Here is a 24960-nt window from a genome sequence, read left to right on the forward strand (position 1 = left end):
GCCGACGCCCACCGCGCTCACGCGAGATCGGACAACAGCAGTTCCAGTTCCCTCTCCTCCTCGACGCGGACGCCCAGTTCGGCGACTGCCTCAGCGAGTGCGGGCTCCCAGGGGGTCTCCGCCGGGGTACGGACGAGCGGGGACAGCGGTGGCGTGGTGCTGCGGAGGACGGCGGCACGGTAGTCCGCGGCCGTGTAGCGCCACGGCCGCCACGGCACCCGGCGGCGCAGGAAGCCGGCGATCCGGAGCCCGCCCCAGTCGAAATCGCCGTGGTAGTACAGGGTTGCCCCGTGGTCGTGCAGCCCCCGGAGCAGTGTGAGGGCGGCGGCCGAAGGCTGGCCCTGGAGGCAGACCAGCGGCGGGCAGGCGGGGCCGAGCGTGTCGGCCGCTGCCGCGAGCACGGTCGGGTTCTCGCAGATCCGCACCGTGGGAGCAGCGGCGGCCGGAGGCCTGCGGGTGAGCTGGCGCAGGGTGAGCACGCAGGGTTCGCCGTCCTCGGCCAGGCGTTCCAGGGCCGGGGTGCCGCGCAGGTTCAGGGTCAGGACGGTCGAGGACAGTTCGTCGCGCAGCAGTCCCACCGAGGCCCAGGCGTCCCGTCGCCACTCGGCGCCCCGGCCGTCGCGGAATCCCGTCAGCGCGCGAGCCCCGGACAGGGTGAGGGTGGCCAGCGGTGTGCCGTCGTCCAGGGCGTGAGCCCGGCCGAGAACCCGGGCGGCGAAGGCGGGGAGCGAGACGACCGGGCTGGCGGGGAGTTCACGCAGGGCGGTACACACCCCGGTGAGGAGGCCGAACGTGACGTCCGGAGTCCGCCCCAGACGCCGCGCCAGGCCTTCGGCGCGTATCCGCGCCGCCCACTCCGCGAGCGCGGGCACCGTGGCCGCAAGCTCGTCGAGCGGCGTGTGCGCCCGCTTCCAGGCGTCCTCCACCTCGTGGTGGGCTTGGGCGAGCGAGGTGACCGGCCCGGTGAGCGCGGCGACCGCGGCGGCGAGGCCGGCCGGGCTCGCACCCGAACGGCGCAGTACGGCGTCGACCGCTTCCAGCCGTACGGTCAGGGACCTGCCTCCACCGGGGGCCCGGGCGAGCAGCCGCTCCGCCGCCGCTCGCTGGGCCGCGGTGGGATCGGCCAGGGTCACGGAACCGGTCAGGGGCTGGTCGGCCGCCAGTCGTCGGCGCGCTCGTTCGACGAGCCAGGCGAGGTCCGGTGTGCCGAGCAGCCTGGCGAGCCGCGGGCTGTCGACCGCCTCGGTGCCGGCCCCGGGCCCGTGGGTCAGCTCCACAGCGGCTCCGGCTCCTCCAGGCCGGGCGCGTCCTGGGGCGCGTACCGTACGGGGTCCTCACGGCGCCGCCGTCGCGTGCCGTCCCACTCCCACCGGGTGACGAGGACCGCGGCCACCTCGTCGATGCGGGACAGCTGGGCGATGGCGATGCCGGGCACCTGCGGGTAGCAGGCCCACTCCCGTTCGCTGGTCATCACCACATCGAGGTCGAAAGCACTCAGGAGGCCGAGGCACTTGGCGCGGGAGTCGTCGTCCACGCCGGCGAACGCCTCGTCCAGGGTGACCAGGCGGGGTGCGTGCGGGCTGCCCGCGCTGGCGTAGTGGGAGGAGGCTGCGGCGAACAGCGGTACGGACAGGGCGAGGACACGTTCGCCACCGGAGGCGGGTCCGGTGGCCGGTACCCAGCGGCCGTGCTGGTGGCGTTCGACGCCGAATTCGTGCCAGGAGCGGTAGTCGAGCGCGGCGGTGAGGTGCTCGAGCCAGCTGCCCGATCCGTCGTCGGACTGCTGACGGGCGATCTGGGCCTGCAGGAACTCGCCGACCGCCGCGCGGTCCTCCAGAGTCCAGGCGTCCGCGGACTGGCGGAGCCTCTCACGGGCCTGGGCCAGTCCGGACGGGGCCTTGCGGGAGGCCCGCCACACCAGTCGCAGTCTCATGCCCGTGGAAGTGGGGCGGTCCTCCAGTTCGGTGTTCATGTCCCGCACCTGCCGTTCGGAGGCGCTGATGAGTTCCTGAAGAGTGCCGGCGACTTCGGTGATCAGGTGGGTTTCGAGGATCTCCCGCTCGTGCGCGGACAGGATGCGGGTGAGCTCACCGACCTCCGTGGCGAGCGCTTCGGCGAGTTCGGGTACGGCACGCTCGCGGCCCTGGTAGACGATGTCGACGACCATGCCGTCCTCGACCATGCGGGCGGACGCGCTGTGCCCGTGCCGGGACAGAATGTCCTGCAGGGTCTTGAGTTCCTCGCTGAGCCGGCGCTGGACGCGTTCCCAGGCGGCATCCGTGTCGTCGACGGACGACAGGGCGGACTCGACGGCGCGGGCGAACACGATGGCCGGGGTCGCGGCCCAGTGCCCCTCCTCCGAGGCGGGGACAGTGGCCTCGGGCAGGGCGACCGCGACCAGACCGGTGGCCGTGAAGCGCTGGAGTGCGGCGATCGCCTCCGCGCGGGCGTCGACGGCTTCGGCGAGGTCCTTCTCCAGTTGCTCGATCCGCCCCTCTGCCCGGCTCGCCTCCCGGTCCGCCCGGGCGTGCCGCTGCCGGGCCCTCTGCTGGTCGGCGTCACAGATCCGCTGTGCCTCGGCGGTCTCGGCGAGACGCCGTTGCAGTTCGGCGACAGCGGCGCCGACGGTGGAGCGCAGGGTCCGGTGCCGCTGGTCGGCCGCCGCCGCCTCACGTGCCGCCTCTCCGGCCCGCTGGGCGAGGTCGACGACCCGCTGCTCCGCCTCGGCCGCTTCGGCGCGCTCGTCGTCCACCTGCCGTACGGCCTCGCCTTGTTCGCGCAGCGCGGGCCAGAGAGCCGCCAGCGCGGTGGCGAGCGAGCCGAGGGCGTGACGCACGACGACGAGTGCGGCCCGGTCGGCGGGCAGTCCCAGATCAGCGGCGGCCTCCGCCAGTTCGACGGCGGCCCGCTCGGCGCGCTCAGCCGCCTCGGTGGCCTCGGTGGCACGCCCTTCGTACCGGGCACGAGCCGTGCGTACGGTCTCGGCGGCGGCGCTCACGCGCGCGTGCGCCCGGGTGAGCGACGACTCGTCGGGGACCTCGGAGAGTTCGGCGTCGAGTGTGCGGCGTCGTGCCGCGATCGCCTCGGACCGGGCCGTGAGACGCTCCGACTCCTCGCCCAGGGAGGCGAGTTCGATGCCGAGCGCGGCGACACGGGCCCGGCGCGCCGCCTCGCGCGCGCCTTCGCCGATGTACAGAGCGGCGGGCTTGGCCCACGTACCGGTGAGCGCACCCACCCGAAAGCGCCCGTCGGGTGCCACCCATGTCGCGGCTCCTCCCCCGCCGTCGAGGCCGACGGCGGCGAGAAGCCGGGTCACCGTCGTCCCGTCCACGGCGGCGGCCTGTCCGTCGCCGTCGTCCACGGCCGGACACAGCACGTCTGCCAGCGAGGATCCGCTCACCGGTCCGTTCGACGGGGAGAGCAGCAGGTCGTGCCCGTCCACGGCGAGGGCGGAGCCGTCGGGCAGCACCCAGGCGTCGAGGAGACCGGAGGCTTCGAGCGCCGCTTCGAGACCGGCACGGTCCGCTGCGCGCACGGCGTGACGGAAGTCGACCAGGCGCCAGAGCGGCGCGCCGGGCAGCGTTTCCCGCAGGCCGGGGGTGCGGGTCGGCGGGGGCTGGGGCCCGCGTCCGGTGCCGGCTTCCAGCGCGGCGAGCTCGTGACGGGCCTTCGCGATGCGCTCCGCCAGTTCCGTGGTCGCGCGGGCGGCGTCGGCCGCCTGGCCGGCGAGGTCCGCCGAGCGGGCGGTGTGCGCCCGGGTGGCCCAAAGCCGCGCCGGGTAGGGGCCGTCGAGTCGGCGGGTCCACTCCTGGAGTTCGTCCAGGAGACCCGTCTCGTCGGAGTAGGCCAGCTCCTTCCAGGCTCGGGCGCGCTCGCGTACGTCGTCCAGGAGGGCCCGGCCCACCCGCGCCGCGTTCTCCTCCGCCTCGCCGTGCGTCTCGGCGGCCAGCGTGAGGTCGGTGTCCGCCTCGTCGAGACGGCCCGCCGCCCGGCGGTGTGCGGCGGCGGCCTGCTCGGACGCTTCGAGGCGGCCCTCGACGTGGTCGAGGGCCCGCCGGGCGCGGTCCGTGGCTTCCTCGACCGCCCGCCGCGATGCGGGCTCGGACAGCAGGCCGGCCGCCGGCAGGGCGACGTGCCCGGCGGCCGCCTGTTCCCGGGTGTGGGCGATGGCGTCTTCGGCCAGAGCACGCGCGGTGCGCAGCCGGTTGTCGGCGGCGCCGAGCCGCCCGAGCGCCTTGGTGTGGAGGGCGTCCGCCCGCTCCCGGTCCTCCCGCGCCCGGTCAGCCGCCTGCCGGGTTCGCGTCACGGCCTCGGCGGCATGTTCCAGGTCCCGGGCGTCGCGCATCTCGGGGGCCTCGCGCAGCGCCGTCTCCTGGGCCCTCAGACGTTCCCCGGTCTCGGCCAGCGAGCCGATCTCCTCTTCGGCCGCCGCTCGCTCCTCCTCGGCGCGGGTCCGGCGCTCGTGGTCCTCGGCCAGATCCCGCTGCACGCGCTCGTAGCGGGAGTGTTCGGTGCGCGGAAGCCGGGCTCGGCGCCGGCTGGCGATCCGGGCGTACCGCCTGTAGTGCTCCAGGAAGGCGGATGCGGCCCGTTCGGCGGCGGACGCGGACGCCAGCTCGTCCTTCTCCTCGTCCAGGGAGCGGAACGCCTCGGCCACGTCGGCGATGACGGCCTGGTCCAGGGGCGGCAGAGCCTCGGTGAGGGCGCGGGAGAGGGCGGCTTCGCTGGGCCGCTTCGAGAGCTGAGGCTGGCGCAGTTGGATGAGCAGGTCGACGAGGGCGGCGTACCGTTGCTCTCCGAGGCCGAAGAGCGCTTCGTCGACCGCCCTGCGGTACCCCTTGGCCTGGTCGTACACCATGCCGTGCCCGGCGACGGCTTCGGCCAGGCGGTCCCGGGACAGGGCTGTGCCGGTGGCGTCGAGCAGCCGGAAGGTCTCCTCGGTGCGTTCGCTGGACCCGTGGTCGACGCGCCGGCGGGTCACGGCGAACCAATGCCGGGCGATACCCCGTCCGCTGACGGCCTTGAGTCCGCACAGCAGCGTACGGAAGTGCTGCTCGCCGGTCGTGTCGTCGAGCCTGCCGAACTCGATCCAGGTGTATCCGAGCCGTTCGGAGTGCGGGTGCTCGCCGCCGAGGAGCAGGTTCCACTCCATCCGCTTGCCGGGGTCGCCGTCGGGTTCGACACGACGCGGGCTGAGGTCACCGTCGAGCAGGAACGGCAGGGTCAGGGCGAGCACCTTGGACTTGCCGGTGCCGTTGTTGCCGCGCAGCAACAGGCGCCCGTCCCGGAAGTGGAACTCGTCCACGTCGTAGTGGAACAGGTCGACGAGCCCGACGCGCAGAGGCTGCCAGCGGGTGCGTCGCGGGGTGGGGAGGCGGGTCACGGGGAGGCCTTTCGCGACGGAGGCACGGGGGCGGAGCCGGTTTCGCGTACGACGGTCTCGCCGACCGCGTACCGGGCGAGGGCGGGGCGCACCACGACCGCGCGGGGTGTACGGGAGACCAGGCCGAGCGCGGCGAGCCGGTCGACGGCCTGTTCGACGAGGTCGGTCTCCATGCCCGGCTCCCGGGCTGACTTGGACCAGAATCCGCCGTGCTGGGATGCGAGTTCACGAACCCGGAGGGCAAGCGCGTCGGGATCGACGGGGCCGTCCGCCGCGGCCAGGTGCTCGGCGAGCAGCAGGGTGACGTGACCGTAGGTGCCCTGTTCGGGCATGCGGAGGTCGGTGAGGTCGTCCTCGGGGTCGACCATGGCGATCCCCTCGGCCCGTACCTCGGCGACCAGTCCGGTCAGCTCGCTGATCCGGGCCGTGAGGAAGCCGCGCTGCCGGGTGAGGTAGCCGAGTTCGGCGTCGCTCAGGTCGGCGTAGTAGAGCACCGGGTCGTCCAGGAGTCTGCGGGTGAGTGAGCGGCGCATCGCACGGAAGCGCAGCTCGTCGCTGTCCAGGGCGGTTTCGGCGACGAGTTCGGCGAGCCGGTCGTCGAAGGCTGCGGCGTGGACGGTGGAGGGGCCGCGGCGGGAGGCCAGGAGACCGGCGAGGACCCGGCGTTCGACGTCGTACAGGACGTCGCCGAGCCCGCTGACGTAGGCCTCTTCGTCGCCCGCGACCCGGCGCAGCACGCCGAGGTCGAGCAGCAGCCGTACGACGGCGGCGAGATCGAGGCGCTCGTCGCGGTGTTCCAGGGCGAACTCGATGCCCGTCGCGACGAGTCGGGGGTCGGCTGCGTCGAGGACGATATGGTCGGCGAGACGCCCGAGGGCGATCTGGGCCTCGCCGCGTTCGAGGGCGGCGAGCGCGAGGCAGAGCAGGACGTAGCGGCGGCGGGTGAAGGGGGCAGCACCGCGGGCCGTGTTCCGCGCGGGGTGGGTGGGGTCGGTGAGGACGCCGGGGCTCTTGTGCAGCCGGGCGGCTTCGGTGTCCACCTGGAGGGCCCAGCCGGTGTTGCGGTCGAACCACTCCCGGAGTTCCGACGCGTGCCGGCGGGCGAGGCGGAACTCGTCGGCGTACCGGCCACGCGCGAGCAGGAGTGGCTGCTTGAGCAGGGCGCGGGCCGCCTTGCGCAGCTCGGCGGCGTGCTGGCCGACCAGCACCTCGGCGAGGGGTGTGGTCATCGGCCCGGTTCTCCGTCCGTGAGGCCGTCTCCGGCTGCCGGGTCGTCACCGGCCATGAGGTCGACGATCTCGATGAGGTGGTCCGGGCCGCTGAAGACTCCGACGGGGGTGCGGACCTCGGCGGTCGTGCCGTCGGCGAGTGCGGTGAGCCTGATCTCCATGGAGCCGTCGTTGCTGGTGGCCGTGGTGTCGCTCATGCCGGGCCGCCATGTGGCCAGGGCGTCCCCGAGCAGTTGGAGGAACTGCCCGAAGGAGGCGGGGTCGAGCTCGCCGAGACCGGACAGGCGCGTGACACCGTGGGTGACGAGCCGGGCGCGGGCGGCGGCCACGTCTGCGGCCTGCTTGACGGCGGTCTCGGCGAGCAGGCGCCGCCGCTCCTCCCGGTCCTCCACCTTGCGGGGCTTACCGCGCCGCTCGTAGCTGCCGGTGCGGCGCAGCTGCGGGCTGATGCGCAACGGCTCGGCCTCGGCCCAGGGGGTGGCGGGCGGTACGGGCCGCGCCGCGCGGGCAGCGAGGGTGTCGGCGTCGACGCTGAGGTGCCGGGCCGGATAGAGGCCGAACGCGGCCCGCCACAGCCGGTGCCGGGCGTCGTCGTCGGGCGCCTCGGCGAACCAGCGCGCCAGCGTACGGAAGTCGGCCGACCGGTCGGAGCGCCCGGACCGGCGCTCGTTCAGCGAGCGTACGACGGCGAGGAGCTGGGGAATCGCGCCGAGTGCCCGGCCGCGCAGGAGTCTGGCCTGCGACTCGCGCCCGTCCCTGCTGATGAACCAGGCGCCGAGCCCCGACCAACGGGCGGCCCACCGCTCGTACATCTCCCGCTCCGCGTTCGCGGCCTCCTCCGGCGAGGCATCAGCGGCTTCCCGACCGGCGGCCGCCCGGAGGAGCGGCTCCACCGTCCCGTCCTCCTCCAACTCCAGGATCAGCCGCGCGATCCGCCCGCCCAGCGTGATCAGGTCCTGGATGAACCGCTCCAGGTACTGGATGAGCCGGTCCTTGTACGCGAGGAAGACCGCCTCCTCGACCTCGTGCAGGTCGATGGTCTGCTGGAGCGACCCCATGAAGGCCCGGGCGTTGTCGGCGAGCGCGGCGAATCGGCTGGCCAGCGCATCGAGCGCCAGATGTGTCTTGGCCGGATCCGGCTCCTCCTGGGCGGCCAGGACGAGAAGGGCGCGAAGCTGGGTGACGATGTCGTGCAGGGCAACGGCCTGAAGGGCGCCACGCCGCCCGAGCGCCTCGTCATAGCCGGACAACGCCTCCTCGGCCGCCTCCCCTTCCCGCGTGAGCTGGTAGATGAACCGCTTCCGGTAGAAGTCTTCGACCGCGGTCACACGGGCGGTGTCGGGATCCGCCCGCAGATTCCCCCAGCCGACGAGCTTGTCGAGCGCGCCGACGACGGCGTCCGGCTCGGCGGGACGGATGTCCGCCGGCAGTGCGGCGTGCACGTCCTCGGGCCGCAGGTGGACCGCGAACCGTTCCTTGGCCGTCAGGAACACCCGCATCACGTGGCGGTAGAGCAGGGTGTTCGGCACGTTGAGGTGAGCGAAGGGGCCGAAGCCCGACGGCTCGGGGAGCGGCCGGTTGGAGGAGACGGGGGCGCTGACAGTCATCGCTCGCCATTGTCCCCGGGGCACGGCGAGCGCGGAAAGAGACCGACTTACCTGGCTGATTCATCCCGTCGTGACCTTCTCACGAAGAGGATGAAGCTGGAGAAAAGCCATGACTCAGACCTCTACCGACTGCATCCGGCCAGGACATGGGCGACCCGCCCGAACCGGCCCCCTGCCGGACACCGGTCACAGAAGCCTTTCCGCGCCACCTCCTCGAAGACCGGCTGTCCCGCCGCCGGATCCCTAAACGAGCGGTCGCCGGGAGACTCGGCGATGCGGCCGGGGACGACCACGGGCTGCCGCCAGGCCGGCGCCGCGCACACCGGACGGCCGAGGAGCGCACCGCAATCCCGCATTCCTCCCGCCCGGCACCCTCGAACTCACTTACAGTGCCTACGACATGACGCCCCTGGCTCGTGACCAGCGCGTGCCGTTCCGCCGGCGCGAGCTCCGGGGCGCACAACTCCGCGCCGAGGTGGATGCGTGGCTCGTGCTCGCCGAGGACGACCCTGCGGCCGGTCCCGTCACCTCGCCCGACCGCATGTCCCGGAGACAGGAGCGCTACCGACCATGAGCAACCCGCAGGGCCCGCAGCAACCCGATCGGTCTCCCTCGCCGTACGAGATCGAGGCGTGGCACGCCGTCAAGGAGTTCCAGGGGCGCCCCCTGTCACGAACGATGCGGAACGCCGGCGAAGCGGTGGGCAACGGCGTAGCGGAACTCGGCAAGCGCGCGTCACAGCAGCTCGACAACCACCCACGCGCCAGATCGGCGGTATCACGTGGACAGAAGTTCGCGGCCGAGGGTGCTCGGAAGATCGGCGCCGGGGCTCGTGGAGCCGCTGAGTCCCTGCCGGACTGGAGCGGCGCGGCTGTGCAGTCCCTGCGGAAGACGGTGGGGCGCGCCGCGCGGGCGGGGCTCTCTCCCCAGCGGGTGGTCGCCCGCCACCAGAAGCACGGGCACGAGGTCGAGTCACTGCCCGACGTGCGCCGACTCGACCTCCAGCAGGTCGACGCGGTACGCGGAAAGGCGGCGAACTGGTACTTCCCGGCCGCCGCAGCGGTCTCCGGGGCGACCGCGGGGCTGATGATCTCCGGCGGACAACTGGCCATCGCCGCCTCCGCCGGGGCGGCGGCGGCGCCTTCGGGCGGTGCGATCGCGGGCGCTTTCGTCGCCGACACCGCAGCCGTCCTCGGACTGGCCTCCCGCGCCGTGGGCCAGGTATCGCTGTTCTACGGGTACGACCCCGAAGCGCCCGCCGAGAAGCTCTTCGTGATGTCGGTCGTCAACGTGGGAACAGCGAGCTCGGCCACCGCGAAGAACGCCGCGATGTCCGACATCTCGCGGCTCACCCAGGCGCTGTTCCGCGGAAAGACGTGGGAAGTCCTCAACGAGTCGCTGGTCACCAAGGTCTCCCAGCAGTTCGCGAAGGCCTTCGGCTTCCGCCTCACCAAGGACGGACTCGGCAAGGCCGTACCCGCCTTCGGGATCGCCCTGGGAACCGCCTTCAACTGGACCACTCTGGAGGGGGTCGTCGACGCCGCGGACACAGCGTACCGGCGGCGGTTCCTCCTGGAGAAGTACCCGCACCTGGCCGACGAGGAGGCGGCCGGCTGGTTCGCCGACCCCGACTCGGACGTCCCGGACGACGCCGACGAGGAGATCAGCCTGCTCGGTGAGATCGTCGTGGCAGGCGGGCCCGACCTGCGCTGACCCCGTGTCCCGGCGGGGACGTCCATGACGACGCGACCGCTGGGACGACCCGGCTCGGCCCCACTGCGCGGCCCATGGCGCGCATCGTCCGACACGCCGCCGGCCTGGGCCTCACGGTTTCGCGGTGCGGGGAGTCGCGAACGTCACGGCACCAGCGGCCCGTCGGCGAGCGTGAGGACGGCCTGTCCGGCGATGCCGAGGGCCACGGAGAGGGCGGCCGCGGCGTAGGCGGTTGCGGCGGCCCAGCGTCCCTGGAGGGCCTGGGTCGCGGCGGGCGCGACGTCGTCGGTGGTGAACAGGGGTGCGAGCCAGCGCAGGTAGTAGAAGAGCGAGGCGACGGTATTGGCCACGGCGAGGGCCGCCAGCCAGGTGTAGCCGCCGTCGATGGTCGCGGAGAAGATCTCCAGTTTCCCGAGGAAGACGCCGGTGGGCGGGGTGCCGACCAGACCGAGGAGGCAGACGAGGAGGACCGCGGCGAGGCCGGGGCGGCGGCGGGCGAGGCCCCGGTAGTCGTCGAGGGTGCGGGCCCGGGGCAGTTGGGTGACGACGGCGAACGCACCGAGGTTGGTGACGGCGTAGGCGGCCAGGTAGAACAGCAGGCTCTGCTGCGCCAGATCGCTGCGGGTGGCGACGACGAGGGCCATCAGCAGGTAGCCGACCTGACCGATGGTGGAGTAGGCGAGCAGGCGTTTGACCGAGGTCTGGAAGAAGGCCGCGAGGTTTCCCAGCGTCATGGTGGCGGCGGCCAGAATCGCCAGCAGCAGCGGCCAGTTGACGTCGCTGCCGGGCAGGGCCTGGTGGAGCAGCCGGTAGCCGGCGATCAGACCGCCGATCTTCGGGAGGGTGGTGACGTAGGCGGCGACGGGAGTGGGGGCGCCGTCGGTGACGTCGGGCACCCAGAAGTGGGCGGGCACCGCGCCCGACTTGAAGAGCAGGCCGGCGAGGACGGCGACGAGGCCGACGGCGACCAGGCCATAAGGGGCTGCCGGCAGGGCGGCCTTCAGGTCGCGGTAGAGGGTGGCGTGGCCGGCGGCGTAGAGGAGCGCGGTTCCGGCGAGCAGGACGGTGCCGAGCAGCGCCCCCATCAAGTAGTACTTGAGAGCGGCCTCGGTACCAGGAGCGTCCTTGGCGAAGCCGGCGAGCGCGTAGGCGGGGATGCTCGCGAGCAGGTAGGCGGCGAAGAGCATCAGCAGGTCGTTCGCGCCGATCAGGGCGAGGGTGCCGGCGCCGGTCATCAGCAGGAGCACCCAGTACTCGCTCTCGCGTCTGTGGCTCCGCGCCGACTCCACGGACATGCCGATGACGAGCAGCAGGGCGGCCAGGACGACGAGGCGGCCGACGAAGGTCGCGGTGTCGACGGCGAAAGCGTGGGAGAAGACGGTCTGCTCGCGGGTGGTGGCCTCCGTGACGGCGGTGGCCACCAGACCGGCGGCACATGCGGCGGCTGCCAGGACGGCGATCACCCACTGGCGGCGGCGGGGCAGCCAGGAGCCGGCGAGCAGACCGATGACGGCGGCGCCCAGCAGAGCGAGTTCGGGGATCAGTGCGGTGAGGTCCTCGTTCACCTGGCGACCAGGCCCGTCAAGGTGCTGCTGGCCGGTTCGATGACGTCGAGGAGCCAGCGGGGCAGGATGCCGATGACCAGGGCGAGGGCGAGCAGGGCGACGGTGGGCAGCGCCTCGTGGCGGTGCAGGTCGGCGACACCACCGGTGGGAATGGTCCCGGGCAGACGTGGGGCGCCGAGGAGCATGCGCCGCAGCGCGGTCAGGAACAGGGCCGCGGTGATGAGGATGCCGGTCACGGCGACGGCGGTGGCGGCCGGCCGGGAGGCGAGGGAGCCGGTGAAGATCTGGAACTCGGCGATGAAGCCGGAGAAGCCGGGGATGCCGAAGCCGGCGAACGCGGCGACGGTGGTGACCGCCGCGAAACGCGGGATGCGGTCGGCCAGGCCGGAGTAGGCGTCCATCGCGTTGGTTCCGCCGCGGTCGTACAGCACGCCGGTGAGGAGGAACAGGGCTCCGGTGATGAGGCCGTGACTGACCATCTGGGTGACCGCGCCGGTGACGGCGAGGGAACGGGCCTGGGCGTCGGTGCCGACCAGGGTTCCGGCGGCGCCGACGGCGAGGACGATGTAGCCCATGTGGTTCACGGAGGTGTAGGCGATCATGCGCTTGAAGTCGGTCTGCGCCAGCGCGACCAGGGCCCCGTACACCACGGACACGACGCCGACCACCACGATGGCCAGGGCGTACCGGCGCCAGCTGCCGGGCAGGAGGGGCATGGCGATACGGACGATGCCGTAGGTCCCCATCTTGAGCAGGACGCCGGCCAGGATCGCCGAACCGGCGGCGGGAGCGTCGGTGTGGGCGGGCGGCAGCCAGGTGTGGAACGGCACCGTCGGGGTCTTGACCGCCAGGCCCACCCCGATCGCCAGCAGCACCAGGCCGGCGTACAGACCGCTTCCGGCGAGCGGGTTGGTACGGGTGAGGTCGGTGATGTCAAAGGTGTGCGGGTCGGCCGCCAGGTACAGGCCGATGAAGCCGAGCAGCAGGGCGAGGGAGCCGACGAAGGTGTACAGGAAGAACTTCAGCGCCGCGGCGCGGGCACGTTCGCCGTGCCCCCACCCCGCGATGACGAAGAACATGCCGACGATCGACAGGTCGAAGAAGACGAAGAACAGGATCAGGTCGAGGGCGACGAACAGCCCGGTGCTGACGGTCTGCAGGAACAGGAACAGGCAGACGTAGGAGCGGACCCGTCTCGACTCGCGCAGCGAGTACACGGCGACGGCGAGGAACAGCAGGCAGGTCAGCGCGACCAGGGGCAGGGACAGGCCGTCGACACCCACGTGGTAGCCGACGCCGGCACTGGGGATCCAGCGCACCCGCTGTTCGTACTGCATTCCGCCGCCGGTGTCGAAGCCCGCCCACACGACGACGACCAGGGCGAGATCCGCGGCGGCGGTGGCGATCCAGGTCCAGAGGTACACCCGGTCGGGGAGGGTGCGGGGCAGGAACAGCAGCGCCGCGCAGACCAGCAGCGGCAGGAAGGTGACGACACTCAGCACAGGGGTTACCTCACCAACAGGATGATCAGGACCAGGACGGCGAAGCCGACGGCGGCCTGGGCGTAGTACTGGTGGAGCAGTCCGGTCTGCGGGCGACGTGCCCATCGGCCCATGCTCCGGGCGCCCGAGGCGACCGCGCGGACCGCGGAGTCGATGCCGGCGTCGTCCACACGGCCGGCGAGCCGGGCGGCGGCGAGAGAGGCGCGAGCGGTCCCGCGAACGGCGCCGTCGACGACCTCGTCGTCCGAGCGGCGGGCCAGGCGGGCCACCGCGAGGCCGCCGCGCGCCGCCTGTCGTACGGCGCCGTCGACGACGCGGTCGTCGAAGACGGCCAGCGCCCGGGCCAGGCCCCGTACGGGACGGACCACGGCGGCCTGCACGGCCCGCTCCAGGTGCAGCCAGCCCTCCGCCCACCGCGCGGCGCCGCCCGTCGCGAGCGCCGGGCGGGACGCGCGCCACCACGCCAGGCCCGCGGCGGAGAGGGCGACAGCCGCGGACAGGCCCAGTTCCCACGGCTGGGGGCCCGGCTCCCCCGCGGCACCGACCAGACGTTTCAGCCAGGACGCGGGACCGGGCAGGGCCAGTACGCCCGCGGCGGCCGCGGCGAGGGTCAGCGCGAGCAGGGGCGGGGGCGTCGTGGGCGCGGTACGCCGGGTGCCGTGCCCCTCGGTGTCGTATCCGGCCGCCGGGTTCTCGGGCAGGGGCCGGGTGACGTACCAGACGGCTTTGACGCTGTAGACGGCCGCCACGGCGGCGGCCGCCAGTCCGACGGCGTAGAGCCCCGGTCCCTCCGTCCGGGCGGCGGCGAGAACCTCGTCCTTGGCCGCCCACAGCGACAGCGGCGGCAGACCGGCGAGGGTGAGCGCGCCGACGGTGAAAGCCGCGCCGACCAACGGGTAGGAGCGGGCCGCGCCGCGCAGAGCGGGCAGCAGCTTGGTGCCCAGCGCCGTCAGCCAGGCGCCCGCGGCCAGGAAGAGGGCCGACTTCGTGGCGGCGTGCGCGACCAGCTGGGTGGTACCGGCGGCGACTCCGCCGCTGCCGGCGGCCAGCACCATGAAGCCGACCTGTGCGGAGGTGGACGCTGCGAGGAGTTGCTTGAGATCGGTCTGTGCCACGGCGACCACCCCCAGGGCCAGCGCGGTGAGGGCGCCGGTCCAGGCGACCAGCGGACCGGCCCAGCCCGTCGCGGCCAGCAGCGGGTTCAGCCGCAGCAGGAGGTAGGCGCCGGCCGCGACCATCGTCGCCGAGTGCAGCAGCGCCGAGACCGGGCTCGGGCCCTGCATGGCCCGCGACAGCCAGAAGGAGAAGGGTAGTTGGGCGGACTTGCCCAGGGCGGCCAGGACGATGCCCGCCGTGATCAGGTGCAGCCAGGGGGAACTCGCGTGCGACAGGGCGTCCAGGCGCAGCGAGCCGACGCCGGCGGGCAGGGCGGCGCCGGCGGCCAGATAGAGGCCGAGGTCGGCCGCGCGGGTGGTGAGAAACGCGGTATCGGCGGCCTCCGCCCGTTCGGGCTGCCACCACCAGGAACCGATCAGGGCCCAACTGGTGGCCCCCATCACCTCCCAGCCCATCAGCAGCAGCGGCAGGGTGGTCGCCGTGACGGTGACGAGCATCGCACCGGCGAAGACCAGCATCAGCCCGAAGAAGCGGCCCCGGTTCTCGTCAGCGGCGACCTCGCCCACGGCGAAGGCGAGGACGGCCGTCGTGACGGCAGCGACGGTGACCACCATCACCGCGGACAGCCCGTCCACCGCGAGCCCCGCCCGCATCCCGGCGAACAGGGGCGCGCTCACGGCCGGCCGGCTCACCGCGGCCGCGACAGCCAGGCCCAGCGTCGCCGCGGCCACCGCCACCCCGAAGGCGGGGACCGCGCGCCGACAGCGGGGTCCCGCCAGCGCGAGGGCCACTCCGCCGCACAGGGGAAGAGCGATCAGCAGCCAGGCCAAGCCGTTCATCCCTTCAACTCCTCGGCCGCGTCGGTCATGTCGACCTGGCGGGCGCGGTAGATGGCCGTCGTCACGGCGAATCCCATGGCCATCTCCACGGCCATCGCCACCACGGCTGCCACGATCACCACCTGGCCGCCCGCCGAAGCCGGCGCGAGGAAGTGCCAGAAGTCGGCGGCGGCGACGATGATCCCGCCGATCATCAGCTCGATGCCCATCATGATCATGACGATGGACTGCTGGGAGAGCGCGCCGAACAGCCCGGTGCAGAACAGGCCCGCGGCGAGCACCAGGAGGAGTTCGAACGTCACCGGCCCACTCCCCCACCGGCCGGGTCCCTCGGGGGACGCTGATCCAGGTTGTCGCCGAAGCGGTCGTAGCGCCCCCGCCGGGTGGCGAGCACCGTGGCGCCGACCATGGTTGCCAGCAGCACGAACCCGAGGGTGACCATGGTCAGCATCTGCTCTTCCATCAGGGCCATGCCGAGCTGGAAGGTGGTGTCCTCCGGCCGGGCGCCGGTGCGGTCCGGCCAGGGCACCAGGAAGATCCCGGCGACCAGAGCGGCGAAGGCGGCGCCGCTGACGGCCACCGCACCGCGCTGGTTGTGCAGCATCGACATCGGCATCAGGCCGGCCGGGTTCATCATGTAAGCGATCATGAAAACAGCCATGATCACCATCTCCATGACCATCATCAGCACGATCACCACGCCCAGATAGGGCAGCCCCAGCACGGTCACCACGCCGCCCGCGCAGACCAGCGACACCAGCAGGGCGAAGGTGGCCCGGGCCATCGAGTTCACCGCGAACACCAGAACGCCGGAGACCAGGGCCGCCGGACCCAGCGTCCAGAGCAGCACCGTGCCCGTCGTACCCATGGCGCATTCCCTTCCTAGAGATGGACGAGCGCCGGTACCAGCGTCTGGACGACGGCCGAGGGGAGGAGCACCACCCAGGCCAGCTCCACATACCGGTCGGCGCGGATCATCGGCAGCCGTCGCATCACCCACACCAGCAGCCCCAGGACCAGCAGCGTCTTGACCAGCGACCAGGCCCAGGCGGGCAGTCCCGGCCCGGCGCCACCGCCCAGGAAGAGCGGCACCGCCATGGCCGACCCGGACGCCAGCCACAGCCACCGCCCGGCCCGGAGCAGCAGCCGGTCCATCCCGGTCGTCTCCCCCAGCACACCGTCGGCGATGTCACGGCCTGCCGGGTAGGCGAAGGGGCCCAGGAAGCTGAAGGCGAGCACACCGGCCAGATGGACGACGAAGGCGAAGGGCATCCACACCGCGTACCAGAGGCCGTGCTGGGCAGCGGCGATGTCCGTGACCCGCAGCGACTGGGCACCGGCGGCGGCCGAGATCAGTGCGAACATCAGCGGCAGCTCGTAGGCCAGGCCCTGGGCGAGGAAGCGGTAGCCGCCGATGAGGGAGAACGCCGCGTTGGGCCCCCAGCCCGCCAGCCACAGTCCGGCCCAGGTCAGCACCTCCATGGCGTTGAACCACACCACGCCGACCGACAGGTCGGCGACGACCCGGTTGCCGAAGGGGATGACCAGCGTGGACAGCAGCGCGGCCACCGGCACGGTGATCACCCCGGCCCGCCACAGCAGCCGGTCCGGCGCGGGCAGCCGACGCGGCTGCGCCACCAGCGCCTGCCCCACGGCGAGCAGCGGCCGCACCGCGGCACCCGGGGTGACCGGCCGACCCGCACCGCGGGCGTCCAGCACGGCGTTGCCGGCCACCGCCAGCACCGCGAGGCCGATCAGCACGGCCGGGGCGGCCAGTACCGTCCACCACGTGCCCGCCTCAACCACGGGCCGCCTCCAACGAGGGAGCGGACAGTTCGTCAGGGTCCGGGTCGAGACTGGCGACGACGAGACGCGCCGCGCCCAGCTCGGCCCCCACCAGCAGCCCGGGAAGCAGCCCCGCCAGGGCCGCCGACGGCGGCCGCTCGGCGTCCCACCGTCCCCGGGGACTCTCCCACGCCACCGGATCGAGAGGGGCCGTACTGTCCAACGCCCGTACGTCGTCGAGAACTTCGGTGAGCCACTGCCGGTAACGGGCCGGCACGTCCCCGCCCGCGCGGGCAGCCGGTCCGCTCACGCCCGCGGCCCGCGCGTCGGCGGTGCTCACCGGGCCGATGCCGCGCGTCAGCCAGTACAGGGTCCGCGACCGCCCGACCCGCCGGGCAAAGCGCTCCGCCCGGGACAGGACCACCGAGGAGGGCGCCTCCTCCAGCAGGTCGTCGCGCAGGCGCCGGGACGTCACCGCTTCGGCGGGCCAGCCCGCCACCGACAGCAGCCTGCCCAGACTGTCCAGCCGCGCCGCCGCCCGCCGCCGGACGGCCTCCCCCACGGCCACCGGCTCGCCTGCCGAAGCCAGGATCCACGGTCGGGCCCAGAAGGGATCGGTCACGCGTCCGGCGGGCAGTTCGCCGAGGTCGGCCTGCTGGATCACATCCCCCTGCAGCACCACACGGACGACCAGCCCGGCGGGCCAGTCGGCCAGGACCGGCCCCAGCGGCAGATGCAGCCGGTCCAGCGTCAGACCGTCACGGTCCTCACCCGGCTCGGCCATCGGCACACCGCCCGGCATCTCCATGTCCCCGCTTCCGTGGTGGCCGTGGTGGCCTCCGTGGCCTTGGTGGCCTTCGTGGCCATCGTGGTCCGCATCGGTATTCCGTCGCTCCCCGCCAGGGCCGCCGTGGTGACCCTCGTGGTCCGCGCCGCCGCTTCGGCGGTCCCCGCCAGGGCTGACCTCGTGGTCCTCATGGCCCTCGTGGTCCGCGCCACCACTCCGGTGCTCCCCGCCGGGGCCGAGGTCCCCGGAGCCGAGGTCCCCGGAGCCGCTTTCGCGGTGCACCTGGTCCCGGGGACCGCCGCCGCTCCTACCGTGGCCCGACTCCGCTTGTCCCTCTTCCCGGTGCTCGCCCTCACAGCCTTCCCGATGCTCGTCGTCACGGCCGGACGGGTCCTCGTCCTCACAGCCGGGCGTCCGGGCCTCGGCACGCTGACGGTCGGGGGAGCTCAGGCAGGCGCGGCCGGCATCGAGCAACGCGGGCACGTCATCAGCCGTCGTCGCCCGTACGTAGGCACGCGGCTGCGGCATGTCCTGCCACAGACGTCCCAGCGCCGACCGCAACCGCGGGCAGTCGGGGCCCGCGACGACCATCACGTCGGCCCCGGCGGGCGTAGGGGCCAACGGCCAGTCGCGCGACCGCAACTCGGCCTCGACGGCCAGCCGCACCGCCGTCCCGCCCGGCGAGGTCACCAGCAGCACCCGTGGACGAGCCGCAGCCGCCCGCATGAGGACGGCTGTCAGACCCATCGCAGTGCCCCCTCCCGCCACGCGTAGACGACGCCGACGAGCAGGACGGCGAGGAAGACGAACATCTCGATCACCGCGCCGGGCCCCATCACGGAGATCACCAGCGTCCACGGGTACATGAAGACCATCTCCATGTCGAAGGCGAGGAAGAGCATCGTCACCGTGTACCAGCGCACATGGAACCGGCTCACCGCGTGCTCGACGGGCTCCAGGCCCGACTGGAACGGCTGTGCTGTCAGGGGGACTCGCGAGATCCGGAACGCCCAGGCAGCCCCGTACCCCCCGGCGACAGCCAGCAGGGCAACGCCCAACAGGGACAGCGCAGCGGTGAAACCACTCACTGGACCTCACCCACCACAACGGCACGTGCCCCAGGCGGCGTTACCGGCCCTGCCGAACCGCCGCTCAGCGTGTGAGGCCGGGCCGCACCGCGACTCCGCGTGTACGGCCGGACCGCTCGTCGGCTCCGCACGTACGGCCGGACCGCTCGTCGGCCGCCGCCACCCGGCTCCCCGACCCCTGCCATCTCCGGCCACTCCCTTCGCTCCACACCGATCCGCCTCGTACCCCTCAGGGGCATCAGCAATCCGGAGAACCGTGCGGCAACCGGCGATGACCTGCCCGCTTCCCCTGCGACCCGTCCGAGCATCGCGGCTGCGGCGCCCGATGCGGGTCAGCCGCGCGGGGGAGTTGGTGGACCCCCTCCGGACGGGTGAGCACTGCGTGCACCGAGGGCGCCACACGACCGCCTCGGCGGCTTGCAGGGCATGCCGTTCACCGATGTGCTGACGCAGAGCGGGGCGGCCCGCGGCGCCATCTACCACCACTTCCCCGGCGACAAGAACCAGCTGGCCACCGAGGCCGCCGTGCAGCACGGAGGCCTTCGAACGAGCCGCCCGGGCCGCACTGACGCTCCTCGCGGAATCCTGACGCGCGACGCACGCACCTGACCGCCGCCGAACTCCCTCCGCCCGCCGTCCACAGGGCCGCCGACACCCCCGTCGGCACGACGTGCACCCCCGGCCGGCCGGTGAGCGCCGCCCCCTCCTCAGTCATCCGTACGCCCCTACCTGCCGGAAAGCCGGACGGCAGCAGCCCCGGGGGGGGGCAGGAATATGTCACGTATTTGATGAGCGAGTCCGTGACATATGCCAAACGAGAGATCTCATGTGCCCCGAGCAACCGAACAAGGGGGCCCCTGCCCGTCGGCGAACTCGTCCACAACACGCGGCGCCGGTCGTGGCGCGCCCGGCGACCGGCGGGACAGGTGCAGGATCAGTCGATGCCGCCCGCCCGACGGGCGGCACGCGCCCGATTTGCCGCAGCCGATCGAACACCACGCCTGATCTCGCCTGCGCGCGAGGAAGAACATCCCGCAGCTCGGCGCCGGACACTGCCGCAACCACGTCTGCTCCGGCCCGGCGGCCAGCACGAGCGCCTGCCGGGCGACCGACCCCCGGCCGGCCCGCCGGCCTCCTGCTCCGCGAGTTGGCCTGCGCCGTCGACCCGAAACGTCACCGGAACCCGTGCGGCCAGCACGTTGAGTCGCACCCTCGCCGGCTCCGGCAGCGGCACCTGCCGCGCCGCCGCCTCCAGCACGGCCCGGACCGGGGCACGCAGCTCCGCCAGATCCTCCCGGGGCAGGTCGGCGAGTTCCCGGTCGAGCACCTTCTCCCGCCAGGACGCCAGGAGCTCCGGGTCGGCCAGCAGGTCGACGTCCCCGCCCGCGCGACCGACTCCGACGACGACCGTGTTGGCCAGGTCGAGGACCGACCGCTCGCCGATCCACGGCATCTCGCGCAGGTTCTTGACGGTCATACCGTCAACTTACCGGACCCACGGATTTCCAGCATCAAAACCGTGATAGCTTCTCCTCACGGATTTGGCGACTCAAAGTCGTGATTCTAGGCATGAAGGGGTTCCCATGAGCATGACCATCTAGTACGTCCGCTTCGCCTGCGCCGACCCCGAGCAGCTGGCCTCCCACCGGAACCGGCTGATCTCCGTCCTGCGCGAGCGGTACGGGTCCGACTTCCTCGGCGCACACCTCGCCCGCTACGAGGACAGCTCCGTGATCGACCTCATCCTCTGGGCCTGTCCGGAAGCCGCTGCCCGCGCGGCAGAGGAGATGCCCGGAGACCCGGCCGCCGCCGGGATCTTCAGCCTGATCGGCGAGGTGCACGAGATGCGCCACGCCGAAGTGCTGCACAGCACCCAGCAGTAGCCGAACCGTCACCTGCGGCCTGCGACCACGTGGGACGGGCACGCCGCAGGTGCCGGAACCGTACAAGAAGGGAGAGCCGTGCCCACGGCCGATGAACTGATCAACCCTCGCACCACGGACCTGCTGGCCTCCGCCATGGCGGCAGCGGGCGTCGCACCGGTCAGGGCCCTCCGCGGTTGCGGTGCCCTACTGGAGGGCCTCTCCTTCAGCCGACGCGTCACCACGGTGAAGGAAGCCGTCCTCGCCGATCTCCCGGACGCCCACCCGGCCTTCGCCCAGGTCGTCCGCACGGCCCTCAGCAGGCCCGACTTCACCGGATGGATGACCTTCCCCGTCAACGCGGCGGTCGCCGAACACGCTCTGGCATCCGACGCGTTCGAGCCGGGTCTCGATCTGCTCGCCGCGCTCACTCCCCGGCTCACCGCGGAGATGGCCGTACGTCCCTTCCTCCGCGAGGACCTTCACCGGGCCCTGCGACCGGCCCTGGCATGGACCGGCCACCCCGATCCCCACGTGCGACGCCTCGCAAGCGAGGGCACACGCCCGCGCCTCCCATGGGCGCCCCGGCTCACCGCGCTCGTCACGGACCCGGCCCCCGCCCTCCCCGTCCTGGACGCGCTGTACCGAGACCCGAGCGAGTACGTCAGGCGCTCGGTGGCCAACCACCTCAACGACATCAGCCACGACCACCCCGGCACGGCCGTCGCCACCGCCGCCCGCTGGCTCGCCGAGCCCGCGCCCACCACACCGGCCCTGGTCCGGCACGGCCTGCGGACCCTCGTCAAGGCCGGGGACCGTGACGCGCTGGACCTCCTCGGCAACGACCCCGACGTCCGTGTCCGGGTCGTCGGCCCCGACGTCCGCACAGCCCACGTGCACCTGGGCGGAGACCTCGTCTTCGACTATGAGGTGACCAACACAGGGCCCCGTACCGCGCGACTCGTCATCGACTACGTCGTCCACTACCGAAAGGCGAACGGCAGCCTCTCCCCCAAGGTCTTCAAACTCACCAGCCGCGACCTCCTCCCCGGCGAGCGCCGCTCGGGCGTCCGCCGCCACCCGCTCCGGCCACTCAGCACACGCCGACACCACCCCGGCGCGCACCGCGTACAGCTCCAGATCAACGGTCGGCCCTACGGCTCCTCCGCCTTCACCCTCCACATCCCCCCGGAAGCCGCCATCGGCTGAACGCCCCCAGAGGTCTTCCGTGCGAGGCGCGTCAGCGCCGCCACCACTCGCGCCCCGCCCGGGGCACCGACCCGCTCCCCGCACCCCCGCCTCCATCCCCCCGTTCCCTGTCCGAGAGGATCGACGATGCACGGCATGGCCCCTGCGTTTCGGCGCGTGATTCCGGTGATCGCGGCCATCGGCCTGGTCACCGGCTGTTCCCAGCAGTACAACGACGAGCGCGGCAAAGGCGACGCGCCGGTCCAGGGGCGCTCGGGGGACAACACCCCGGCCGAGGTCTTCAACATGCCCGACGGCTTCGGCAACCTCGCCACCAAATGCGTCGGCCACGGCTTCCGTGCCTACGTCACCACCAACGGGGGTGGCCCGTCGAACCTGGAGATCGTTCCGGACAGCTTGTGCGCGAACTGACCGCGACACGGGAATCGGCCGTTCCGCCCGGGCCCGCAGCGCACAGGTCCACCGCAGAAGCGGCGCCCGCGCGCCGGGCGAGGGCGACCACCCGGCACTTCCGACGCGCCCTCGTCGCCTTCGCCCTCGCACTCCTGCTCTCCGCTTGCTACGTCCACGTCGAAGGAGAACCAGGGGAAGCGGATCCCCTGGTCCGGGGAGGTGCCGGCGAGAACACCCCGGCCGAGGTCTTCAACATGCCCGACGGCTTCGGCAACCTCGCCACCAAATGCGTGGAAGTCGGCAAGCGCGCATACGTCACCACCCGCTGGGTGCGGCACGAAGATCCGCCCGTCATCGTCCCCGCCAACACCGTCGTCGTCGACGACCCGACCTGTCAGGCTCCTTGACCTCCCCGTGCCCGAAAGTCGTCCATGAGCAAACTGAGGTAGTCCCGCGCCCCGTGTGCGCCGCCGGCAAGTGCCGCGGCCTGGCCGGCCCACAGGCTGCTGAGATCCTCCCGCCCCTGGGTGCCGGCTTCGCGGCGGATGGACCGCATCAGTGCGCTCTGCACGGGGTACGCGGGCACGGTCTCCTCGTACGGAGTCATGTCACGGACGAACCGGTTCACGATTCCTCGGGCGGTACGGCCCGTGAAGAGGCGCGTGAGGACGGTGGTGCGCGCTTCGGGGGAACCCAGGGCCCGCCTGTGGGCTCCGCTCGCCCCCGATTCGCGGGTGGCGAGGAATGCGGTGCCGATCTGTACGGCGTCGGCGCCCAGGGCGAGCGCCGCGGCCATCCCCCGGCCGTCGGCGATCCCGCCGGCTGCGATGACGGGGACGCTCACGGCGTCGGCGACTTGGGGCACGAGCGAGAACGTCCCCACGAGCGACTCACGAATCGGCCGCAGGAAGGCGCCCCGGTGGCCGCCGGCATCGGCGCCGGAGGCCACGACGGCGTCGACGCCGGCGCGCTCCAGTGCGACGCCCTCGTCCACGGTGGTCGCCGTGCCGATCACCTTGATGCCTCGGCGGCGGGTATCGTCCATCACCTCTTGGGGCGGAATCCCCATCACGAAGCTGATGACCGGGGGCACGGCTTCGAGCAGCGCGTCCACCTGGGCGTCGAAGTCCGGTCCCGACATGACGTCCTCGGCCGCCATCGCGGGCAGCCCGAGTTCCTCGTAGTACGGGTGCAGCCGCCGGATGTGCAGGGCCAGTTCGGCAGGGTCCGGCCATGGTCCGGCCTCGTCCTGCTGGGGGACCCAGAGGTTGACCGCGAACGGGCGGCTGGTCCGGGCCTTCAGCTCTCCGACGAGGTCCGCGATCTCCTGCGGTTCAAGGATGTGCGCCCCGTAGGAGCCCAGCCCTCCCCCCTCGGACACGGCCACGGCCAGCGCGACTGAGGACAGGCCCCCGCCGAACGGGCCCTGCACGACGGGAAGGGCGATGCCCAGCAGATCACCGAGGCGTCCGGCGTTCATGCCGTCACCGCCAGAGCGTCGGCGGCCTGGCGACCGTGCACGAACTGCAGCGCCGTCCGGGCGACATGCTCGCCAAGGTGCCGCGCGGTCCGCAGATCGGCCTCTGCAGGGGACTCTTCCGGGCCGAGGTCGGACGGCGACTGCGCCATGGCTCCCACGAACGAGCCCATCCGGTTCAGGTCCTCGGGGCTGCCGCCGGAGCTGTAGATCCAGCCGGGCATCAGGCCAAGCGGAACCCAGTTCATTCCGTGCTGCGCCGCAAGGACCGTCATCGACAGCAGCGCGTTGTCCTTGTTGCCGTTCACTCCCGCCGAGTTGGTGAACCCGGCCGCGAGCTTGCCCTGCCAGCCGCGCGCGGCCCAGACGGGGGCACTGGCCTCCACGAAGCGCTGGAACACGGCCGAGGTGGTGCCCATGTACGTGGGGGAACCGAAGACGATCGCCTCCGCCTCCGCCAGAGCCGCCCACAGGCCCTCGTCGAGCGTGGAGACATCCCGCAGATCGGCCAAGACGCCGGGCACCGTCGCGGCGCCCTCCGCCACGGCCGCCGCCTGCCGGGCCGTGTGCCCGTATCCACTGTGATAGGCGATGACGACAGAGATGAGTACGGACATGTAGCCCTCCATGAAGTGGCGTATACCCCGGAATCGGAGCAAACGGTCAACTGGACGCGGGGGTCGGGCCGCCTCCGGAGAAGACACTAGACGACCGGTCAACTATTGCGCCACTCACTGCACCTTCGAATTAGTTGACCGACCGTATACTTGCGCTATGGGACGTACCAGCACCGCACGGGAGCGGCTCCTCGACGCCACCGGCGAACTCATGCAGCACCGGGGGTACAGCAGCCTGGGAGTGGCGGAGATCTGCGCCGCGGCAGAGGTCAAGAAGGGCAGCTTCTATCACTTCTTCACCTCGAAACAGGACCTCACCCTCCAGGCGGTCAACGCCTACTGGGAAGGCCAGCGCGGCGCCTGGGCCCTCGCGCTGGACGGCCCGGACACCGCCCTGGTCCGACTCCGCCGACTACTGGAGGGGATGGCGCAGGTCCAGCGGCACAGGAAGGAGACCTGCGGCACGGTCGACGGCTGCCTGCTCGGGAACCTCACCCTCGAACTCAGCACCCAGGAACCTGACGTTCGCGCCAGACTGGAAGAGATCTTCGACGAGCAGACAGCGCTGATCGGTGCCGTTCTCGGCCAGGCCGCAGACGAAGGCGGCATCCCCCGCGAGCACGCCGAACAGTCGGTCGCACGCGCAGTAATCGCCCACCTGGAGGGGCTGGTGCTGTTCGCCAAACTCAAGAACGATCCCGCCGTCCTCGACACTCTCTGGCCGCACACACTGCTCCTCGTCAGCGGCGAAAAGCCTTAGACAGCCCCGGGACAAAGGGGATGATCCA

At 72.5% G+C, this 24960-nt stretch carries 23 protein-coding genes; 8 read left to right on the plus strand and 15 right to left on the minus strand.

Annotation, left to right across the window (positions count from 1 at the left end):
- Positions 1-17 precede the first annotated feature (17 nt).
- The 4 genes from KME66_RS06090 to KME66_RS06105 are packed head-to-tail and all read right to left on the minus strand — an operon-like array spanning position 18 to position 8219.
- A complete protein-coding gene (locus KME66_RS06090) occupies positions 18-1277 on the minus strand; it encodes a TIGR02679 family protein (RefSeq protein WP_216319839.1) in 1260 nt (419 codons plus the stop codon).
- Positions 1268-5383, minus strand: coding sequence for a TIGR02680 family protein (locus KME66_RS06095; RefSeq protein WP_216319842.1), 4116 nt, complete (start codon positions 5381-5383; stop codon positions 1268-1270). The genes KME66_RS06090 and KME66_RS06095 overlap by 10 nt, the downstream gene beginning before the upstream one ends.
- Positions 5380-6612, minus strand: a complete 1233-nt coding sequence (locus KME66_RS06100) for a TIGR02678 family protein (RefSeq protein WP_216319845.1) — start codon at positions 6610-6612, stop codon at positions 5380-5382. The genes KME66_RS06095 and KME66_RS06100 overlap by 4 nt, the downstream gene beginning before the upstream one ends.
- Positions 6609-8219, minus strand: coding sequence for a TIGR02677 family protein (locus tag KME66_RS06105; protein WP_073220683.1), 1611 nt, complete (start codon positions 8217-8219; stop codon positions 6609-6611). The genes KME66_RS06100 and KME66_RS06105 overlap by 4 nt, the downstream gene beginning before the upstream one ends.
- 400 nt (positions 8220-8619) lie before the next feature.
- Here KME66_RS06105 and KME66_RS06110 point away from each other — a divergent pair, with 400 nt between their 5' ends.
- The gene (locus tag KME66_RS06110; protein WP_216319848.1) at positions 8620-8793 is read left to right on the plus strand and encodes a hypothetical protein; all 174 of its coding nucleotides are present in this window, start codon (positions 8620-8622) and stop codon (positions 8791-8793) included.
- On the plus strand, positions 8790-9932 hold the full coding sequence (locus KME66_RS06115) for an EcsC family protein (protein ID WP_216319851.1): 1143 nt from the start codon (positions 8790-8792) through the stop codon (positions 9930-9932). The genes KME66_RS06110 and KME66_RS06115 overlap by 4 nt, the downstream gene beginning before the upstream one ends.
- 143 nt (positions 9933-10075) lie before the next feature.
- On the opposite strand, the gene KME66_RS06120 is transcribed toward KME66_RS06115, so the two are convergent.
- Genes KME66_RS06120 through KME66_RS06155 form a run of 8 tightly spaced genes read right to left on the minus strand, consistent with a single transcriptional unit; the run spans position 10076 to position 18614 of the window.
- The gene (locus KME66_RS06120) at positions 10076-11497 is read right to left on the minus strand and encodes an NADH-quinone oxidoreductase subunit N (RefSeq protein ID WP_216319854.1); all 1422 of its coding nucleotides are present in this window, start codon (positions 11495-11497) and stop codon (positions 10076-10078) included.
- Positions 11494-12999 carry a NuoM family protein gene (locus tag KME66_RS06125; RefSeq protein ID WP_216319857.1) on the minus strand — a complete coding sequence of 502 codons (1506 nt, stop codon included), beginning with the start codon at positions 12997-12999 and terminating at the stop codon, positions 11494-11496. Before KME66_RS06125 ends, KME66_RS06120 begins: the two co-directional genes overlap by 4 nt.
- A 5-nt stretch (positions 13000-13004) precedes the next feature.
- Complete coding sequence (locus KME66_RS06130) at positions 13005-14954, minus strand: NADH-quinone oxidoreductase subunit L (protein ID WP_216319860.1); 1950 nt, start codon at positions 14952-14954, stop codon at positions 13005-13007.
- A complete protein-coding gene (locus KME66_RS06135; RefSeq protein WP_073220670.1) occupies positions 14951-15256 on the minus strand; it encodes an NADH-quinone oxidoreductase subunit K in 306 nt (101 codons plus the stop codon). The genes KME66_RS06130 and KME66_RS06135 overlap by 4 nt, the downstream gene beginning before the upstream one ends.
- Positions 15253-15822, minus strand: coding sequence for an NADH-quinone oxidoreductase subunit J (locus KME66_RS06140; RefSeq protein WP_216319863.1), 570 nt, complete (start codon positions 15820-15822; stop codon positions 15253-15255). Before KME66_RS06140 ends, KME66_RS06135 begins: the two co-directional genes overlap by 4 nt.
- A 14-nt stretch (positions 15823-15836) precedes the next feature.
- A complete protein-coding gene (locus tag KME66_RS06145; RefSeq protein WP_216319866.1) occupies positions 15837-16760 on the minus strand; it encodes an NADH-quinone oxidoreductase subunit H in 924 nt (307 codons plus the stop codon).
- Entirely contained in the window at positions 16753-18273 is a 1521-nt protein-coding gene (locus KME66_RS06150; protein WP_216319869.1) for a hypothetical protein, read from the minus strand. The genes KME66_RS06145 and KME66_RS06150 overlap by 8 nt, the downstream gene beginning before the upstream one ends.
- The gene (locus KME66_RS06155; RefSeq protein WP_073220659.1) at positions 18264-18614 is read right to left on the minus strand and encodes an NADH-quinone oxidoreductase subunit A; all 351 of its coding nucleotides are present in this window, start codon (positions 18612-18614) and stop codon (positions 18264-18266) included. Before KME66_RS06155 ends, KME66_RS06150 begins: the two co-directional genes overlap by 10 nt.
- Positions 18615-19040: 426 nt before the next feature.
- On the opposite strand from KME66_RS06155, the gene KME66_RS06160 reads away from it, so the two are divergent.
- Positions 19041-19223 carry a TetR family transcriptional regulator gene (locus tag KME66_RS06160; RefSeq protein WP_216319872.1) on the plus strand — a complete coding sequence of 61 codons (183 nt, stop codon included), beginning with the start codon at positions 19041-19043 and terminating at the stop codon, positions 19221-19223.
- A 325-nt stretch (positions 19224-19548) separates the two neighbouring features.
- Here KME66_RS06160 and KME66_RS06165 read toward each other — a convergent pair whose 3' ends face one another.
- Positions 19549-20091 (minus strand): ABATE domain-containing protein, encoded by a 543-nt coding sequence (locus tag KME66_RS06165; protein ID WP_253208244.1) that lies wholly within the window; start codon positions 20089-20091, stop codon positions 19549-19551.
- A 253-nt stretch (positions 20092-20344) separates the two neighbouring features.
- On the opposite strand from KME66_RS06165, the gene KME66_RS33830 reads away from it, so the two are divergent.
- The 4 genes from KME66_RS33830 (at position 20345) to KME66_RS06185 (ending at position 22485) form a co-directional block, all read left to right on the plus strand.
- Positions 20345-20497, plus strand: a complete 153-nt coding sequence (locus KME66_RS33830) for a hypothetical protein (protein ID WP_253208245.1) — start codon at positions 20345-20347, stop codon at positions 20495-20497.
- Positions 20498-20575: 78 nt separating this feature from the next.
- On the plus strand, positions 20576-21685 hold the full coding sequence (locus KME66_RS06175) for a DNA alkylation repair protein (RefSeq protein WP_216319876.1): 1110 nt from the start codon (positions 20576-20578) through the stop codon (positions 21683-21685).
- A 135-nt stretch (positions 21686-21820) separates the two neighbouring features.
- Positions 21821-22096: a hypothetical protein gene (locus tag KME66_RS06180; RefSeq protein WP_216319879.1), complete on the plus strand. Its 276-nt coding sequence runs from the start codon at positions 21821-21823 to the stop codon at positions 22094-22096.
- Positions 22084-22485, plus strand: a complete 402-nt coding sequence (locus KME66_RS06185; RefSeq protein ID WP_216319882.1) for a hypothetical protein — start codon at positions 22084-22086, stop codon at positions 22483-22485. Before KME66_RS06180 ends, KME66_RS06185 begins: the two co-directional genes overlap by 13 nt.
- Here KME66_RS06185 and KME66_RS06190 read toward each other — a convergent pair.
- Positions 22473-23558, minus strand: coding sequence for a nitronate monooxygenase family protein (locus tag KME66_RS06190; protein ID WP_216319885.1), 1086 nt, complete (start codon positions 23556-23558; stop codon positions 22473-22475). The two genes, KME66_RS06185 and KME66_RS06190, sit on opposite strands and share 13 nt — an antisense overlap.
- Complete coding sequence (locus KME66_RS06195; RefSeq protein ID WP_216319888.1) at positions 23555-24172, minus strand: flavodoxin family protein; 618 nt, start codon at positions 24170-24172, stop codon at positions 23555-23557. The genes KME66_RS06190 and KME66_RS06195 overlap by 4 nt, the downstream gene beginning before the upstream one ends.
- Positions 24173-24329: 157 nt before the next feature.
- On the opposite strand from KME66_RS06195, the gene KME66_RS06200 reads away from it, so the two are divergent.
- Positions 24330-24932 carry a TetR/AcrR family transcriptional regulator gene (locus KME66_RS06200; RefSeq protein ID WP_216319892.1) on the plus strand — a complete coding sequence of 201 codons (603 nt, stop codon included), beginning with the start codon at positions 24330-24332 and terminating at the stop codon, positions 24930-24932.
- Positions 24933-24960: the final 28 nt, after the last annotated feature.

It is taken from the genome of Streptomyces sp. YPW6 (genome assembly GCF_018866325.1).
In the GTDB taxonomy this organism is placed as follows: Bacteria; Actinomycetota; Actinomycetes; order Streptomycetales; family Streptomycetaceae; genus Streptomyces.